We start from the raw sequence: 17,481 nt of genomic DNA on the forward strand, positions 1-17,481 counted from the left end.
GGCTAGTCTCCAGAATCTATCAAATCAATCTGCTCGGCATGGAGGACAATCTTGCTGATCCCATTGCGACCCTGATGGGTACTAATGAAACCGCTTACTGTAAGCCAACTGCCGACCGTTATACTGTGAGTATGAGCTTGTAAGGTTTGTCCGCTGGCGATAATGGGCATTCTGCACCATGCTTGCCTTGACAACCCCGCTTCCTGTTGCTCCGAACGATGTTCTAAAACAAACTGGCAGTGAGGAATGCCTGACGGACTCACTTTTCGAATCAATGCTTTACAGACTGTACCTGTGAGCACCAAACGATTAGTGGTCACTTGCGCAATTACTCTTCAGAATCCCCAGTTTCTTCTACTTCTTCATCCTGATATTCATCAGACATGTCACGGCCACGACGTTCGTCTTTAGCTTTGACCATTGGAGAAGCTTCTGTTACTGCGTGTTTTAAGCGCATAACCATGCTGCGGATAACGGCATCGTTGAAGCGGAAGTTAGTTTCCAGCTCATCAATCGCTTCCTGCGGCGCTTCTACGTTCAGAAGAACATAGTGTGCTTTGTGCAGTTTGTTGATTGGGTAAGCCAGTTGACGGCGGCCCCAGTCTTCCAGACGGTGAATCTGACCTTGTGCGTTAGTGATAACAGCACTGTAACGCTCGATCATGCCCGGAACCTGTTCGCTTTGGTCAGGATGGACCATAAAAACGATTTCGTAATGACGCATTAGTAGTTGCTCCTTACGGATTATTAGCCTCCTGTCTGGGTTAACCGCGGCCCGCGGAGGCAAGGAACTTGTTGAGTGCGGCTAAAAAATTGACGCGTAATTATACCCATCCCTGAGATAAAACTCAAGAGATGGATGCAATTTTACGCTAAATATTATTTTTCTACAGAAACGGATAAGCGCTGACGCACGGCTTCAAACAAGCAAACCCCTGTTGCTACAGAGACGTTCAATGATGACACAGAACCTGCCATTGGAATGCTAATTAACTCGTCACAATGCTCACGAGTTAAACGACGCATACCTTCACCTTCAGCTCCCATCACCAGAGCTATCGGGCCCGTTAACTTGCTTTGATATAAATTGTGGTCAGCTTCACCTGCCGTTCCCACAATCCATACATTGTATTCTTGTAGCAAGCGCAATGTCCTTGCTAGATTCGTCACACGAATAAGAGGAATATTTTCTGCCGCACCACAGGCCACTTTTTTCGCAGTTGCATTAAGCTGAGCGGATTTATCTTTAGGAACAATCACAGCATGAACACCTGCCGCATCAGCGCTACGTAAACATGCACCTAAGTTATGTGGGTCTGTCACGCCATCCAATACCAATAAAAATGGCGATGGTGTGCTCTCCAATAAATCAGGCAGGTCACCTTCTTGATATTGTTTACCTGGTAGTACTTTCGCAATGATGCCTTGGTGAACCGCACCTTCAGTTTGGCTATCCATCCATTGACGATTCGCCACTTGAACGACGACACCTAATGCTTCAATTTCATGCACCAACGGCATTAATCGGCGATCTTCACGACCTTTCAGAATATAGACTTCTTTGATGCGTTGCGGTGAACGCTCCAGTAAGGCTTTCACTGCGTGAATGCCATAAATCATTTCGCTCATAAATTTCTTATTTATATAAATAGTAAAGTGGCGCTAATACGCCACTTTGGTTAATAACGATGGTTAATCACTACAGCAATACCATTATCCCTCTTGTTTTTGGGATTTTTTTGCAACGCGTTTAGCTTTTAATTTTGCTGTAATTTTTCTGGTTTTATCAGACGGCTTTTTGCCTTTTCCTTTCCCTTTCGCCTCTGGTTTAGCTTCAGCTTTTTTCCCTTTTTTCTCTGAACGGCGAAATGCAGAATCAGGCTCGAAGTTTTTATCTTTGCTCGCATCCGCTTTTCGACGAGCTGGACGCGTCGCATTTTTCACTTCTTGCTTCATTTTGTCCCGCGCTGTTTTGCCCGGGTTTTTCGCTTTACGAGTAGTTGAAATTAAGGCGAAATCAATGGTGCGCTCATCCATATGCACCGCCTCGACACGAATTTCCACTTCATCACCAAGACGATAAGTGGTACCTGATGATTCACCAATTAAACGCTGACCGACCGCATCATAACGGTAGTAATCATTATCTAACGTTGAAATATGCACTAAACCATCAATAAATAAATCATTAAGGCGCACAAAAAAACCAAAACCAGTGACACTTGTGATTAAACCTGTAAAGGTTTGGCCAACTTGGTCTTGCATGAAATCACATTTCAGCCAGTCAGCGACATCACGCGTCGCTTCATCCGCACGGCGCTCAGTCATTGAACAGTGCTCACCAAGCTGTAACATGCTATCCATGTCTGAATGCCAGCCACCTGTTTCCGTCCAGCGCTTATCTGAATGACCATGTTCTTTCGCCAGTAAATATTTTATCCCACGATGTAACGTCAGGTCAGGATAACGACGAATTGGTGATGTAAAGTGAGCATACGATTTCAAACCTAAGCCAAAGTGACCGCGGTTTTCAGGATCATAAATCGCTTGTTTCATCGAACGTAAAATCATGGTTTGCAGTAATTCATGGTCAGGGCGCTCAGCCACTTCATTCATTACCTGCGCATAATCTTTCGGCTCTGGCTTCATTCCACCCGGTAGAGTCAACCCTAATTCACTGAATACTGAGCGTAAATTCATCACGCTTTCTTCTTTAGGACGGTCATGCACACGGTATAAAGCAGGCTCTTCGTTTTTCTCAACAAACCGAGCCGCCGCAATATTAGCCAAAATCATGCACTCTTCAATCAATTTATGTGCATCATTTCGCTCAACCGGTTCGATACTTTCAATACGGCGTTCTGCGTTAAAAATAAATTTCGCTTCTTCGGATTCGAAGGAAATTGCACCACGCTCAATACGTGCAGCATCCAGTGCTTTATATAATTGGTGCAGATGCTCAATATGCAGCACTAAGGCTTTATAATGCTCACGCAGCTCTTCGTCTCCTTCCAAGATTTTCCACACTTTCGTGTAAGTTAACCTTGCATGAGAGCTCATAACCGCTTCATAGAACTTGTATGACGAAAGCTTACCGGATGCCGATACTGTCATTTCACACACCATACACAGGCGGTCAACACCAGGGTTCAGTGAGCACAGGCCGTTCGATAAGACTTCCGGGAGCATAGGAACAACTTGAGATGGAAAATATACCGAGTTACCGCGACTACGAGCTTCTGTATCTAGAGCTGTTTGCGGACGGACATAATAGCTGACATCCGCAATCGCCACCCATAAGCGCCAACCACCGCCTTTTTTCGGTGCACAATAAACCGCATCATCAAAGTCGCGGGCATCTTCGCCATCAATGGTCACTAAAGGGAGATCACGTAAATCAACGCGCCCTTTTTTCGCAGACTCAGGGACATGCTCACTCAGGTCCGCAACTTGTTTTTCAACTTGTGGTGGCCATGAATGTGGAATTTCATGGGTACGTAAAGCGATCTCTACCGCCATACCTGTTCCCATTGTTTCGCCTAATACTTCAATGATATTCCCCACCGCTTGCGAGCGACGTTGTGGGCGGGTGACTAATTCAACCACCACCACATTTCCCATACGAGCGCCAAGGACGCGATCTTTCGGAATCAAAATATCAAAGCTTAAACGGCTATCATCCGGTACGACAAACCCCATACCCGATTCAATAAAATACCGGCCAACAATTTGGTTATTACGCGGTTCTAACACACGAACAACACGAACCTCTGTCCGCCCCTTACGGTCTTGCCCATAAGGTTGCGCTAGAATAACGTCACCATGTAGGGCGCGTTTCATTTCGTCTTGAGATAAATAGTAATCTTCTTTTTTACCCTCAACACGCAAGAAGCCGTAGCCATCACGATGGCCAATCACTTTCCCTTTTAATAAGTCTAAACGCTCCGGTAATGCATAACACTGACGGCGAGTGAAGACTAATTGCCCATCCCGTTCCATGGCTCTTAATCGACGACGCAGTGCTTCTAATTCATCTTCTGTCGATAAATTCAATAATTGTGCGATTTCTTCGCGATTAGCGGGTGCAGTACGCTTCGAGATAAGGTCAAGAATGTATTCTCGACTTGGAATTGGGGACTCGTATTTTTCTGCTTCTCTTTCCTGAAAAGGATCTTGTGACATCGTTACCTCCGTTGTCATCAGAATTCATAACTACCGCAAATACTAGTCAAGCAGTAGTTGATAGAGCGGGCTGTTATCTTTCACCATGTCCGCCAGCGTGTATTGATCAAGTTCTTGTAAAAACTGCTGTATTGCTTGGTGTAGCACACCTTTTAAACGACACGCAGGTGTAATGTGGCAAAACTCGCCACTACAATTAACAAGAGTCAGGGGCTCTAATGCTCTGACAACGTCCCCTATACGAATTGATTCCGCTGGTTGTCCTAGTGTAATCCCGCCATTTTTGCCACGAGTGGCTTTAATATAACCTAGGTGACTGAGCTGATTAATAATTTTTACCATATGGTTACGCGATACACCGTAAACCTCGGTGACCTCTGTAATACTGGTCATTTTCCCTTCACCTAGGGATGCCAGGTAAATAAGAGCTCGTAACCCATAATCTGTAAAACTAGTCAGTTGCACAATCACCTCAAAATTTTAGCTATAACGCTGTTGGCCGCAAATCATTGGCCTAAAAAATGCGACTCATTTTAAAATTCACGCTTGCTATTTCTAACCCAACACTTTCAGTTTTCTGAACAAAATATAGCATGCTAATAAATTATATGTCGTTAAATAAAGTTTAACGTATAACACAAGTCAAATATGCACTTAATTGCACATAATTTGCACACAAAAGTGACTTGATTCAATCATTATGGGGAATTTTGACTGTTTTATCAAAGAAGCTGCATAGTGGAAGGAGGTAAAGCAGTAAAAAACTGCGCCTGTATTAGGCGCAGTCAGTGTTATTACTCAACGTCAAATGGATCACGCAGGATCATGGTTTCTGAACGATCTGGACCGGTTGAAATAATATCAACTGGAATACCCGTTAGTTCTTCAACGCGTTTGATGTAATTCAGAGCTGCTTGTGGCAGTAATTCTCTTTGTTTCACACCAAAAGTTGTTTCTTTCCAACCTGGCATTGATTCATAAACTGGCTCTAAGCCATCCCACTCATCAGCAGCTAAAGGCGTTGTTTCAAGCACTTTGCCATCTGGACGACGGTAGCCTACGCAGATTTTGACTTCTTCTAAACCGTCTAAAACATCCAGTTTAGTCATACAGAAGCCTGACAGTGAGTTAATTTGTACCGCACGATTAATCGCAACGATATCTAACCAACCAGTACGGCGTTTACGACCCGTAGTTGCACCAAATTCTTGGCCTTTTTCACGCAGGAACTCACCCACTTCGTCAAACAGCTCAGTTGGGAATGGACCTGCACCAACACGCGTTGAGTAAGCCTTGATGATACCTAATACGTAGTTGACATAGCGAGGACCTAAACCAGAACCTGTCGCTACACCACCAGCGGTCGTATTTGAAGAGGTTACATAAGGATAAGTACCATGGTCGATATCTAATAATGTCCCTTGTGCACCTTCAAACATCACTAATTCATTCTTCTGATTTGCTTTATATAGCAGATCAGAAACATCAATTACCATGCCAGTCAGGATATCCGCTACAGCCATAATATCATCTAACGTTTTTTGGTAATCTACAGCTGGTTCTTTATAATAATGAACAAGTTGGAAGTTATGGTATTCAACGATTTCTTTTAATTTTTCTGCAAACGTGGCTTTATCGAACAAATCACCAACGCGTAGACCACGACGTGCAACTTTATCTTCATAAGCAGGACCAATACCACGACCTGTTGTTCCAATCGCTTTGGAACCACGTGCTTTTTCACGCGCATTATCTAATGCGATATGATAAGGCAGGATCAGTGGGCATGCTTCAGAAAGACGTAAACGTTCCCGAACAGGAACACCGCGGTCTTCCAATTCTTTCATCTCTTTCATTAATGCGTCTGGCGCTAAAACAACACCATTAGCAATAATACTGATGACATTTTCACGAAGAATACCGGATGGAATTAAGTGGAGAACGGTTTTTTCACCGTTTACAACAAGAGTATGGCCAGCATTATGGCCGCCCTGATAGCGAACTACGTATTTAGCACGCTCTGTCAGCAAGTCAACGATCTTGCCCTTCCCTTCGTCACCCCATTGGGTGCCCAGTACGACAACGTTCTTACCCATTTTGAAATACACTCGGTTGCTTAAAAATGAATTCTACCATCAAAAATGAACTGTTCCAGTGATATTTTGGCAATACAAAAATTTTTTCCTGGAAAGCAAGTAAAATGGTATTTTTTATTTCTGCCGTAAACTCAAAATGAATGCCATCAGTTGAGCAGCTCAAATTTTCCCTGAAAAATCCTATACTTAAAACGACAGGCGAAAAAAAGCCCACCGAAGCGGGCTTTTCTTTAATAGATTAACAGTTATTTTGCTAGGTTGCACGCAACTTAGCTTGTTATTAATCTGTCGCGCGAAGCTTAGTTGGTGCCTTCATAAAGCGGAAGAAGTCAGTGTCTGGACTCATGACCATCACGTCATCACCACTCTTAAAGCTTTGTTCATAAGCACGTAAGCTACGAATAAACGCATAGAACTCTGGGTCTTGGTTGAATGCATCAGCAAACAATTTTGTTGCCATCGCATCACCTTCACCACGGTAAGTCAGTGCGGTACGCTCCGCTTCAGCCAACGTTTCTGTTACTGTTTTATCTGCAACAGCGCGGATCTTAGTCGCTTCTTCTTGACCTTGTGAACGGTGTTGACGTGCAACTGCTTCACGTTCTGCACGCATACGCGCATAAATAGCTTCAGAAACTTCGTTTGGTAGCTCGATACGTTTAATACGTACGTCGACAACTTCAATACCTAACGCCGCCATACTGTTTGCATTCACAACCAGTGGCTTCAGGTTTGTTTCTTCTTCAACACGTTTTGCTGCATCCGCAATCGCTGCATCCGCTTCTTTGGTTGCATCGTCAGTTGCTGTACCTTTGTTCAAAGCATCACGGACATCAATGGTCAAACGGCCACGTGAGTCAGTAATGATATCTTTTACGCTTAAGCGACCAAACTCAGAACGTAAACGGTCACTAAATTTACGTTTTAACAGGGTTTCCGCTTGGAATGGATTACCACCGCCAGTCGCTACATAGTAACGACTGAAATCAGTAACGCGCCATTTCAGGTAGGAATCCACCATTAAGTCTTTGTTTTCACTTGTCAGATAGCGGTCAGCCTGAATTTCCAGTGTCTGAATACGTGCATCCAACATTTTTACCGTTTCAATAAATGGTACTTTGAAATGCAGACCCGGCTCATAAATGATCGGTTTGTTTTCAGAATCACGCAGAACCTTACCAAAACGCAAGACAATGCCGCGATCAGTTTGAGGAACAATAAAGATAGATGCGTATGCGACTGCCAAAATGGCCAGAACGATAACAATTAGCGATTTACGCATGATTATTGTCTCCCTACTCTAACTGCATCACCACGAACAGCACTGTTTGGCTGAGCTGATGTTGCGCCATTAGATGACGCGTTATTATTTGGCGTCGCCATTCTGGCTGATGGACTGACTTTCGGTGCTGATGTAGCGTTCGTATTAGCACCACGCATGATTTGATCAAGCGGCAGCACTAACATGCTGTTGCTCTTATCATTTGCTATCACTTTACGTGTATTACCTAATACACGTTCCATCGTTTCGATATATAGACGTTCACGGGTAATCTCAGGTGCAGCACGATATTCAGGCAACATTTTTGCAAAACTTGCCACCTCACCCTCTGCTTTGAAGACCACACTGGCTTTATAAGCTTCAGCTTCTTCAATTAAGCGTTGTGCGTTACCTTTTGCCAGAGGAAGAACTTCGTTTCGATAAGCATGTGCTTCACGAATGGTTTTTTGTTCTTCTTCCCTTGCTGCAATTACATCATCAAATGCGGCTTTAACGTCTTCAGGCGGACGCGCTGCCTGGAAGTTGACGTCAAGCAGTGTGATACCCATTTTGTATGGCGCAATCGTTGCTTCGAGCTCTTTTTGTGTTACATCACGGATAAAAGCACGATTCGTAGTCAGTACTTGCTCCATCGCAGACTGACCGATTACACCACGCACAGCACTATCTAGCGCCTGACGCAGACTATTGTCTGGGTTTGTGACACTAAATAAATATTGCGCAGGGTCGGTAACACGATATTGAACGTTCATTTCAACGCGGATCACGTTTTCATCTGACGTTAACATCATGCCATTTGTCGCTTGTTCACGTACGGTTTCTACGTTGACAGGAATAACTCTATCAATGAAGGTTGGTTTCCAGTTCAAACCAGGCCCAACAACACCACTATATTCACCAAAACGTAATACTACGCCACGGTCACTTTCTTTGATGGTGTAGAAGCCTGAACCTGCCCATACAACAACGATAGCAGCAAGAGCTAACATACCTAAACGGCCGCTGATTTGTGATGGTTGTTTATTATCGCCATCACCACCGCTGCCTTTATTTCCACCAAGCTTGCTGCCTAGTTTACGAAAGAGATCGTCGAGATCATAAGCCCCACGTTTTCGACCACCTTTGTTCCCGCCAGAGTTGCCGCCTTTATTGCCGCTTCCCCACGGATCGCGGTCTTGTCCGTCATTACCGGGCTGATTCCACGCCATGTTTTAGCTCCATTCTTTATGATTGATTTTCAGGGCTAAGAGCGATAGGGCTCTTAATATCAATTCCATTGCCTAACTACATCATTAATCACCAAAACAATTAAATAACGTAGTCAGGTAATTGCTGCTCTTGTTTGCACAGACGCCGCCAATCCACCATTGGCATACGCACCTCAAGGCCAATTGAGCCGTCTTCTTCCTGCCATTCACGTTCGATTGACTGAAGTTGGTAGAAACGGCTACGTAAACGGCCTTCATTCGGTGGTAAACGCAATTCAACATGTGCGATTTCACCTGAAAGACGTTCCGTCAATGCCTGTAGCAGCAATGAGATACCATCGCCCGTTTGCGCTGAAACCCAGACACGAACCGGCTTGTTATCCTCATCTCTGTCAATACGCGGGACAAAATCCTCCAGCATATCAACTTTGTTCATCACTAAAAGTGTTGGTATTTCATCCGCTTCGATTTCTTCTAACACACTTTCAACTGCATGAATATTTTCATCCAAGCGATTATCAGCTGCATCGATAACGTGCAGCAGTAACGTTGCTTCACGTGTTTCTTGCAGGGTTGCTTTAAAAGCTGCAACCAAATCATGGGGTAAATGACGGATAAAACCCACAGTATCTGCAAGAACGACAACACCAACATCTTCTACATCAATACGACGAAGTGTTGGGTCAAGTGTTGCAAATAACTGGTCAGCAGCATAAACATCAGCGGCCGTCATGCGGTTAAACAAACTAGATTTACCAGCGTTGGTATAACCGACAAGCGAAATAGTCGGGATATCAGCCTTACTTCTCGCTTGACGCCCTTGTTCACGCTGTTTTTCCACCCGACTAAGACGAGATAAGATTTGTTTAATTTTATCTCTTAATAGCCGGCGGTCAGTCTCAAGTTGAGTTTCACCGGGACCTCGTAAGCCAATCCCGCCTTTTTGTCGCTCTAAGTGCGTCCATCCCCTCACTAAGCGAGTCGATAAATGCCTTAACTGAGCCAATTCAACTTGAAGCTTACCTTCGTGTGTACGTGCGCGTTGAGCAAAAATATCTAAAATTACCCCTGTACGGTCAACCACCTTACATTGGCAAATCCTTTCGAGATTACGTTCTTGAGCAGGGCTTAGAGTATGATTAAACAACACCACATCTGCACCACTTTCCTCAACAGCTTGGGCAATTTCTTCTGCTTTACCTTCCCCAACAAAAAACTTTGGATGAGGGGCTTTACGACTGCCCGTGACTATTTGTACTGGTTTTACGCCAGCAGATGTCACAAGTGACTCAAATTCTGCCAGATTATCAACATCTTTTTCTTGAGAAAAAAAGACATGGACTAATACAGCTAGTTCACCGCCTTCATACCTATCAAACAAGGTGTAACCTCTTAGGCTAAACAATAATTGCAAAGGAAAAACACAGGTACAGTCTCCCTACCCATGCTTTCCTTGTCTTTTAGCGTACAAACTTACTCAGTTACTTCGCCATCTTGCGCTGCAGGGTTACCTGAATGGTAATTACCATTGCCAGTGCTACCCGCAGTACCGCTATGATGAGAAACAGGGCGAGCAGGGACAACAGTCGAGATAGCGTGCTTATAAACCATCTGGCTAACTGTATTTTTTAATAAAATGACAAATTGGTCAAAAGACTCAATTTGCCCCTGCAATTTGATGCCATTAACGAGATAAATAGAGACCGGAACCCTTTCACGACGTAATGCGTTCAGGAACGGATCTTGCAAAGATTGCCCCTTAGCCATTCTATGTTTTCCTTATTTTGTTGTTTTTAAAAGAGAATCTTTTAGATTCCAAAAAGTAACTACTCAAAAATTGCGCTTAACGTTCTAATTGTACACAAACATCAGTCCTATGCACGCATAACCTGCATAACGGTGCTAAGCGCTTGCTGAGGTTGTTCACTATCTAACCAATGAACATTCTCCCAGCCTCTTAACCAGGTAATTTGACGTTTTGCCAATTGGCGAGTTGCACAAATTCCCCGATAAATCATTTCATCATGGCTAATTTCACCATCTAAATATGACCACATTTGCCGATATCCCACACAACGGATTGAAGGGAGGTCAACATGTAAATCATTTCGTTGATGCAATTTGCGAACTTCTTCTTCAAAACCCGCATCTATCATCAGATGAAAACGTTGTTCTATGCGCTCATGTAAAATTTTACGATCTTGTGGCGCAATAGCAAACTGAAACACATTATAAGGTAATTCTTCCCCAGCTGTTTGTGTCATTTCAGTCAAAGTTTGTCCCGAAATGAGATATACCTCTAAAGCACGGGATAATCTTTGTGGATCGTTAGGGTGGATCCTTGCCGCGGCAACTGGGTCAGCTTCAGTAAGACGACGATGAATTTCTCCCCATCCTTGTTCTTTCGCAATGTGTTCAATTTCAGCACGAACTGTTGGGTCAGCTGAAGGAAGTGGTGAAAGTCCTTCTAATAAGGCTTTAAAATACAACATAGTGCCGCCAACTAATAACGGAATTTTACCTTGTGAGGTAATTTCAGCCATGGCATTTAATGCGTCACGGCGAAAATCGGCAGCGCTGTATGGTAGAGACGGATCAAGGATATCAATCAGACGATGGGGAGCTTGGCTGAGTTCTTCCGCTGTTGGTTTTGCTGTGCCAATATCCATTCCTCGGTAAATTAATGCCGAATCGACACTAATAATTTCCACAGGCAAATGCTTGCGAAGTTCTATCGCTAAAGCGGTTTTACCTGAGGCCGTTGGACCCATTAGGAATATTGCGTCAGGTTTTTTCTGAGTTGCTAAATCACTCATTTGTTAGTGTAGCTACCACGGATTGTAAATTAATTAATTGTAATAATGTTGGTGGGGGATTTTTTACCCACTGAGGGCATACCCGCTCAACATCAGCCAGCAACTGAACAGCCTGTGCTAAACTCCAACTTTCTTCTGTTTTAACCTGTGAAACTGCTTTAGCGAGCCATTGTGCAATCTCTTCGTCAGTGACACTTTCTTTTCTCGATAAAAAATCGAGTAATTCAGAAAAAAGCTGTGATAAATTTTGTGTTCTTAATGGTAACGATACCGTATGAATTGTTACTTTTCCATGTAATATCGTGGCTTCGATACCAAATATTGTCAATTGTTCCTTGTACCGCTGTAAAACCTCTATTTCATCATTTTTAAGTGACACTTTTAGAGGTATTAACAATGGCTGAGGCTTTAAGGCTCCGCCACCCGGTGACAATTGTGACAATTTCAATAAATAATTAGCTTCCGTTAAGGATAACAGGATTAGCCCCAACGAAGACTCAATTAATGCAAAGTTTTTTGCGTAAATTGTCAATACCTTGCCAAAAAGGTAGTTATCCGCATTTTTTGCTACAGGTTGTGACGATATTGGTGGCGAGTTTATCGGTTTACGCTCAGGAAAAAGCGGTTTTTTATCTTCAGAGGCAACGGGAATTGACATTAAGCTCTGATACAGCTCACCCGCTTTTTTGTCATACGTTGAACCAAACGTTTTTGCTGGCGCATTTTCTGAAAAACCTGACGTTGTCTTCGGTGAAGAAAAAGCGTGATTTGCGGCACTATCCTTTAAGTGGCTGGGCTGGTCATAAGGTATTTTAGACTCTCGAACGGTATTTTCAATGAGCGTATGATTTTCTGTCTTATGTTGCTGCTTGGGAGTCACGTTTGGTGAAGAAAAATAGTTTTCCCCCGCAGAAGGTCGATTTTCTAACTCTATATTTGCTGGTTCAATACCCGGAAGCTCATCAATAGATGCAGCTTCTAATAATACCGTTCGTACCGCTTGATAAATAAAATCATGTACCAAGCGAGCTTGGTGAAAACGAACCTCATGTTTTGCTGGGTGTACGTTAACATCAACTTGTTTTGGATCAATCGTCAAATACAAGACATAAGCAGGCTGTTGGTTTTCGTCTAAATGCCCTTCATAGGCTTGGCGAATAGCATGGTTAATCAGGCGGTCACGCATCATACGGCCATTAACATAGCAATATTGCGTTTCGCTACCTGATGTCATTGATGGAGAAACAACCCACCCTTTGATAGCAAGGTCGCTATGTTCCCAAGATAACGCCAAAGCGCTTTGCAGAAAACCCGTACCGCAAATCGTCCCGAGACGCCGCTCTTGCTGCGCTTCATCATGAGCGGCTCGATATTGCTTTACTAATTTCCCGTTGTGAGTCAGGTTAATAGCCACATCAGGACGAGAAAGTGCAATTCGGCGAACAATTTCATCAATATGGCCGAACTCGGTTTTTTCTGTGCGCATAAATTTACGGCGAGCTGGCGTATTATAGAATAAATCTAATACTTCAACCGTTGTGCCATTGGGATGCGCTGCGGGTTTAACCATCACTTCCATATCCCGGCCTTCGGCATATGATTGCCATGCTTCTGTTTGGTCTGCGGGCTTGGATGTCAATGTTAAACGTGAAACGGAACTGATACTCGCTAGCGCTTCACCGCGAAACCCCATACTCATAATAGCTTCAAGGTCATCCAAAGTGGCAATTTTACTGGTCGCATGGCGAGCTAATGCGAGAATCAGTTCATCTTTACCGATACCACAGCCATTATCACGAATACGGATCAGTTTTTCTCCACCACGCTCAATGTCGATATCAATACGCGTTGCCCCGGCATCAAGACTGTTCTCAACGAGCTCTTTAACCACTGACGCAGGCCTTTCGACCACTTCTCCTGCCGCAATTTGGTTGGCTAGCTGTGGGGAGAGAATATGTATTGCCATGTCTTCCCCCCTTATTGTGGTGCCGCTTGTATTGGATTCGCCAAGAAATATTGACGTAATCCTAAATGGATAGCTTCTGCGACTTTGTCTTGGAATTCATTAGATTTTAGCAACTGTTCTTCTGCCGTATTACTAATAAAACCAGTTTCGACTAAAATCGATGGGATATCTGGGGAGCGCAATACACCTAAACTTGCATGCTCAGGTGTTCTTTTATGAATATTACCCACTTTTCGCAGCTGTTCGATCACTTTAACCGCAACATCGTACCCCACACGCTGAGAATGGCCGAATTGTAGATCTAAAACAGCTTGGCTTAAATAAGGGTCCGCACCACTAAGCGCATCACCCGCCCCACCTAATAATTCAGATTGTTTTTCACGTTGTTCGAGCCAGCTACCCAGCTCACTGTTTGCACGTCGATTAGACAATACCCACACTGATGCGCCTCGTGCACTGCTATTCGGGGCCGAGTCTGCGTGAATTGACACCAACATATTAGCCCCTTTCTTACGTGCCACATCAGAACGGCCACTAACGGAAATAAAATAGTCTCCATCACGTGTCATCGCAGGTTTAAACATTGGGTCGGCTTCAAGACGTTGGTATAACTTACGTGCAACACTAAGAGTCACATCCTTTTCTTTATAACCATTCTTACCAATCGCACCAGGGTCTTTTCCACCATGCCCTGCATCAATCGCAATAACTACCTGCTTGCTGCCCTTCGGCATATTTTTATATTTAGTCGGTGTTGGCGTGGCAACAGGCGCAGGATTATTTATCTTCAATGGTTTATCTTGAGCGCTATTTGCCGCTGCTTTAATCGTATTATTGGTTTGATTAAAGGAGGTAGAACCGGATGAATTTCCCGTCGATATCGTTAATACCAACTGATATTCACCTGAAACTTGTTTAAGTACTGCTTTCGTTTTGGCTGCGCGAGATAGCTCTAAAACTAAGCGTTTGTGTTGATTATCAGAAGGTTGGCTTGCCCGTACTAGTTTTACAAGATCCCCTGCGGGAACTTTAAGCGGTAGGCCAATAATCTCGCCTCGCTGTTTGATATCAACAACAAGGCGCTCAGGTGAATGCAATGGGAAATAGGAGTAATCAGGCTTACCATCAACAAAGCTTAGTACCACTTCTGCTTGTGATGGACTATTGTTAACTTGAATATTCGATAATGTTGCCGCTTGTGTTTTTGCAGCAAACAGCCACATAACGGATACCATAAACAAGACGAAAACAGTAAAAAAACCCTTTTTTGTTATTCTGTGCATTGATGCATTCAACATGAGCAATAGCTTCCTTAGAGTAGGGGTAATGCTTCTAACAACGACTCCCCATTGGCAGAAAAAGCAACAAAGTGAGCCTGACGCCCTTCGCCTTGATAGGTCAGATGGAGCTCAAGATCCGCTTCAGGTAAAAAACCTTTACCTTGTTGCGGCCATTCGACCAAACAGATCGAATTTCCAGAAAAATAGTCACGAATTCCCATAAATTCAAGTTCTTCAGGATCTGCTAACCGATAGAGATCAAAGTGGAAAACTTGACGATCCGCTAATTCATAGGGTTCAACCAATGTGTAAGTTGGACTTTTTACATGGCCTTGATGACCTAGCGCTTGTAAGAAACCTCGGCTAAAGGTGGTTTTCCCTGCACCAAGATCACCGTATAAGTGAATCACAGTGCTTTGATGGCAAGCCTTAGCGATAGCATTACCTAACGCAACAGTTTGCGCTTCATTGGCAAGTTGTATTGTACATTCTTTCATATTGTTCTTTTATTATGTCATTAATAGGCGGTGTCACCTGTTTATCCTTTAAATGCATAGTTTATATTGCTGATCAAAATGCATAAAGAGATATCAACAAACATCAATATTACCGCTTATATTAACCTAAGATGGGGCTTTTTTCTTAATTAACATTGCTTGAATGATGAGTTCAGAAATATCCTATAATTGTTCTCAATATTGACGGTATTTTTCATGCATTTTGATGAACAACGCAGGTCATGATAGAGTGCCTGCCGTTTTAATCTTTATCAAGATAGGATCTGATGGCAAGATACCTCGATCTCGATCTTCTCGCTCAGAATATTAAACAATGGGGCATTGAAGCAGGTTTCCAACAAGTAGGGATCTGCGATACTGACCTTTCTGCGGAAGAGCCCAAATTACAAGCATGGCTAGACAAACAATTTCATGGCGAGATGAAATGGATGAGCCGCCATGGAATGATGCGAGCCAGACCACACGAACTGCACCCAGGCACGTTACGTGTCATTAGTGTGCGTATGAATTACTTGCCCGCCAAAGCCGCATTTGCTAGTACATTAAATAACCCCGAATTAGGTTATATCAGCCGTTATGCCTTAGGACGAGACTACCACAAGCTATTAAAAAAACGCCTAAAACAACTTTCAGATCGTATTTTAGACTATTGTCGTGAATTTAACGGAATGATACTGCCCGATGGTGCCAGTAGCGATGATCTTAATTTTCGACCTTTTGTCGATTCCGCTCCAATCCTAGAACGCCCTCTCGCTGTCAAAGCGGGTTTAGGATGGACAGGAAAACATTCATTAGTCTTAAATCGTGAAGCAGGATCTTGGTTTTTTCTCGGTGAGTTATTGATTAATTTACCCGTTCCTGTTGATAAACCTGTCGAAGAAGATTGTGGTCGCTGTGTTGCTTGTATGACAACCTGCCCAACAGGTGCGATTGTTGAACCTTACACCGTCGATGCAAGACGCTGTATTTCTTATCTCACAATCGAGCTAGATAGTGCTATCCCAGAAGAATTTCGTCCACTCATGGGAAATCGGATCTATGGTTGCGATGACTGCCAGCTCATTTGCCCGTGGAACCGTTTTTCCCAGCTTACTGATGAAGATGATTTTAGTCCAAGAAAGGACTTACATACACCAGAGCTACTTGACTTGTTCTCATGGGATGAAAAAACCTTTTTAAAGGTGACCGAAGGCTCTGCAATCCGCCGTATTGGTTATATTAAGTGGCTGCGAAATATCAGTGTGGCGCTAGGCAATGCACCTTATCAAGACCGTATTGTACTTGCTTTACAAAATAGATTGGGGATCAACGAAATGCTAGATGAGCACTTCCAATGGTCTATACAACAACAGCTTAACCGACGCGATGCGAACCAAGTCACAATTCAAACTTCACAGCAAAAACGCCTTGTACGCGCTATTAACAAAGGTTTACCGAGAGACGCCTAGAAAAAAGCCTGCTATATATCCGGAATGAAGAATTGTCAAATTGATGTGAATAAAATAAAAAATGCTTACCTGACAATAGGTAAAGAATTTGCAAGCTGTGCTAGCCTCATTTTGACAAAATAATTCACAGACCAATAAAATCAATAAGTTATAACAATACAATTTAAGCGCTAGAATTAAATAGCACAGCAGGAATTTGTTAATTAGCCTGTGGATAACTCTGTGTAATAAGTTATTTCAAATCGCAATAAAAACTCAGATTGATTGAGTTAGCTGTGGATAACTTTCTAATGTCGCGTTGAAAAGAAAAATACTGATTTTACGTTAACTAGCAATACAAAAGTGACCAAAAAGCAAGGTTAAAATGAGAAAACACTCGAAGTAAATAAAAAAGCATATTTTTGTTTATTATTTAAACTTCATGTTTTCATCTTAGAGATGGAAGTAAAACACCCTATTGCTAAGGGGTGGCTATTCTATGGCGCCCTGAAAATGAATGCAAGCACAAATCTGGATATGATCCAAAAAAGATCGCGAAACCCTTTTAGATCCCAGTGTTCAAGGGATAAAAACAGTGAACAAGCGCAGTTCATATGCACTAAGTGATTTTACTTAAATAAAATTAAGTTAAATGGATATTATGTGAGATTTAATTAAGAAGAAAAGTTAAGAGATAAAGAAAATA

Annotated in this window: 15 protein-coding genes; 1 reads left to right on the forward strand and 14 read right to left on the reverse strand. The window is 43.1% G+C overall.

Features of this window, described 5'->3' with window-relative positions:
- Window positions 1-2: 2 nt before the first annotated feature.
- From priB to tsaE, 14 genes are all read right to left on the reverse strand, one after another.
- Window positions 3-320 (reverse strand): primosomal replication protein N, encoded by a 318-nt coding sequence (gene priB / locus PSE72_RS15850; RefSeq protein WP_115168104.1) that lies wholly within the window; start codon window positions 318-320, stop codon window positions 3-5.
- A gap of 8 nt (window positions 321-328) precedes the next feature.
- Window positions 329-724 carry a 30S ribosomal protein S6 gene (gene rpsF / locus PSE72_RS15855; protein WP_004905988.1) on the reverse strand — a complete coding sequence of 132 codons (396 nt, stop codon included), beginning with the start codon at window positions 722-724 and terminating at the stop codon, window positions 329-331.
- 155 nt (window positions 725-879) lie between these two features.
- Window positions 880-1,629 carry a 23S rRNA (guanosine(2251)-2'-O)-methyltransferase RlmB gene (gene rlmB, locus PSE72_RS15860; protein WP_004907412.1) on the reverse strand — a complete coding sequence of 250 codons (750 nt, stop codon included), beginning with the start codon at window positions 1,627-1,629 and terminating at the stop codon, window positions 880-882.
- A gap of 84 nt (window positions 1,630-1,713) precedes the next feature.
- Entirely contained in the window at window positions 1,714-4,182 is a 2,469-nt protein-coding gene (rnr, locus tag PSE72_RS15865; RefSeq protein WP_115168105.1) for a ribonuclease R, read from the reverse strand.
- 42 nt (window positions 4,183-4,224) lie between these two features.
- Window positions 4,225-4,647 carry a nitric oxide-sensing transcriptional repressor NsrR gene (nsrR, locus tag PSE72_RS15870; protein WP_004907407.1) on the reverse strand — a complete coding sequence of 141 codons (423 nt, stop codon included), beginning with the start codon at window positions 4,645-4,647 and terminating at the stop codon, window positions 4,225-4,227.
- Window positions 4,648-4,976: 329 nt separating this feature from the next.
- The gene (locus PSE72_RS15875; RefSeq protein ID WP_004907406.1) at window positions 4,977-6,278 is read right to left on the reverse strand and encodes an adenylosuccinate synthase; all 1,302 of its coding nucleotides are present in this window, start codon (window positions 6,276-6,278) and stop codon (window positions 4,977-4,979) included.
- A gap of 280 nt (window positions 6,279-6,558) precedes the next feature.
- Entirely contained in the window at window positions 6,559-7,560 is a 1,002-nt protein-coding gene (gene hflC / locus PSE72_RS15880; protein WP_109912137.1) for a protease modulator HflC, read from the reverse strand.
- A 2-nt stretch (window positions 7,561-7,562) separates the two neighbouring features.
- Window positions 7,563-8,768, reverse strand: a complete 1,206-nt coding sequence (gene hflK / locus PSE72_RS15885; protein WP_109912138.1) for an FtsH protease activity modulator HflK — start codon at window positions 8,766-8,768, stop codon at window positions 7,563-7,565.
- A 100-nt stretch (window positions 8,769-8,868) separates the two neighbouring features.
- Window positions 8,869-10,149: a ribosome rescue GTPase HflX gene (gene hflX, locus PSE72_RS15890; RefSeq protein ID WP_004907402.1), complete on the reverse strand. Its 1,281-nt coding sequence runs from the start codon at window positions 10,147-10,149 to the stop codon at window positions 8,869-8,871.
- A gap of 92 nt (window positions 10,150-10,241) precedes the next feature.
- Window positions 10,242-10,535 carry an RNA chaperone Hfq gene (gene hfq / locus PSE72_RS15895; RefSeq protein ID WP_004906005.1) on the reverse strand — a complete coding sequence of 98 codons (294 nt, stop codon included), beginning with the start codon at window positions 10,533-10,535 and terminating at the stop codon, window positions 10,242-10,244.
- A 107-nt stretch (window positions 10,536-10,642) separates the two neighbouring features.
- Window positions 10,643-11,584, reverse strand: a complete 942-nt coding sequence (miaA, locus tag PSE72_RS15900; RefSeq protein ID WP_109912139.1) for a tRNA (adenosine(37)-N6)-dimethylallyltransferase MiaA — start codon at window positions 11,582-11,584, stop codon at window positions 10,643-10,645.
- A complete protein-coding gene (mutL, locus tag PSE72_RS15905; RefSeq protein WP_115168106.1) occupies window positions 11,577-13,550 on the reverse strand; it encodes a DNA mismatch repair endonuclease MutL in 1,974 nt (657 codons plus the stop codon). The genes miaA and mutL overlap by 8 nt, the downstream gene beginning before the upstream one ends.
- Window positions 13,551-13,561: 11 nt before the next feature.
- Window positions 13,562-14,848: an N-acetylmuramoyl-L-alanine amidase AmiB gene (amiB, locus tag PSE72_RS15910; protein ID WP_004907395.1), complete on the reverse strand. Its 1,287-nt coding sequence runs from the start codon at window positions 14,846-14,848 to the stop codon at window positions 13,562-13,564.
- A 14-nt stretch (window positions 14,849-14,862) separates the two neighbouring features.
- On the reverse strand, window positions 14,863-15,327 hold the full coding sequence (gene tsaE / locus PSE72_RS15915; protein ID WP_004907392.1) for a tRNA (adenosine(37)-N6)-threonylcarbamoyltransferase complex ATPase subunit type 1 TsaE: 465 nt from the start codon (window positions 15,325-15,327) through the stop codon (window positions 14,863-14,865).
- 287 nt (window positions 15,328-15,614) lie between these two features.
- Here tsaE and queG point away from each other — a divergent pair, with 287 nt between their 5' ends.
- The gene (gene queG, locus PSE72_RS15920) at window positions 15,615-16,796 is read left to right on the forward strand and encodes a tRNA epoxyqueuosine(34) reductase QueG (RefSeq protein WP_198641734.1); all 1,182 of its coding nucleotides are present in this window, start codon (window positions 15,615-15,617) and stop codon (window positions 16,794-16,796) included.
- Window positions 16,797-17,481 lie beyond the last annotated feature (685 nt).

This window comes from Providencia sp. PROV116, from assembly GCF_028482485.1.
Classification (GTDB): domain Bacteria; phylum Pseudomonadota; class Gammaproteobacteria; order Enterobacterales; family Enterobacteriaceae; genus Providencia; species Providencia rettgeri.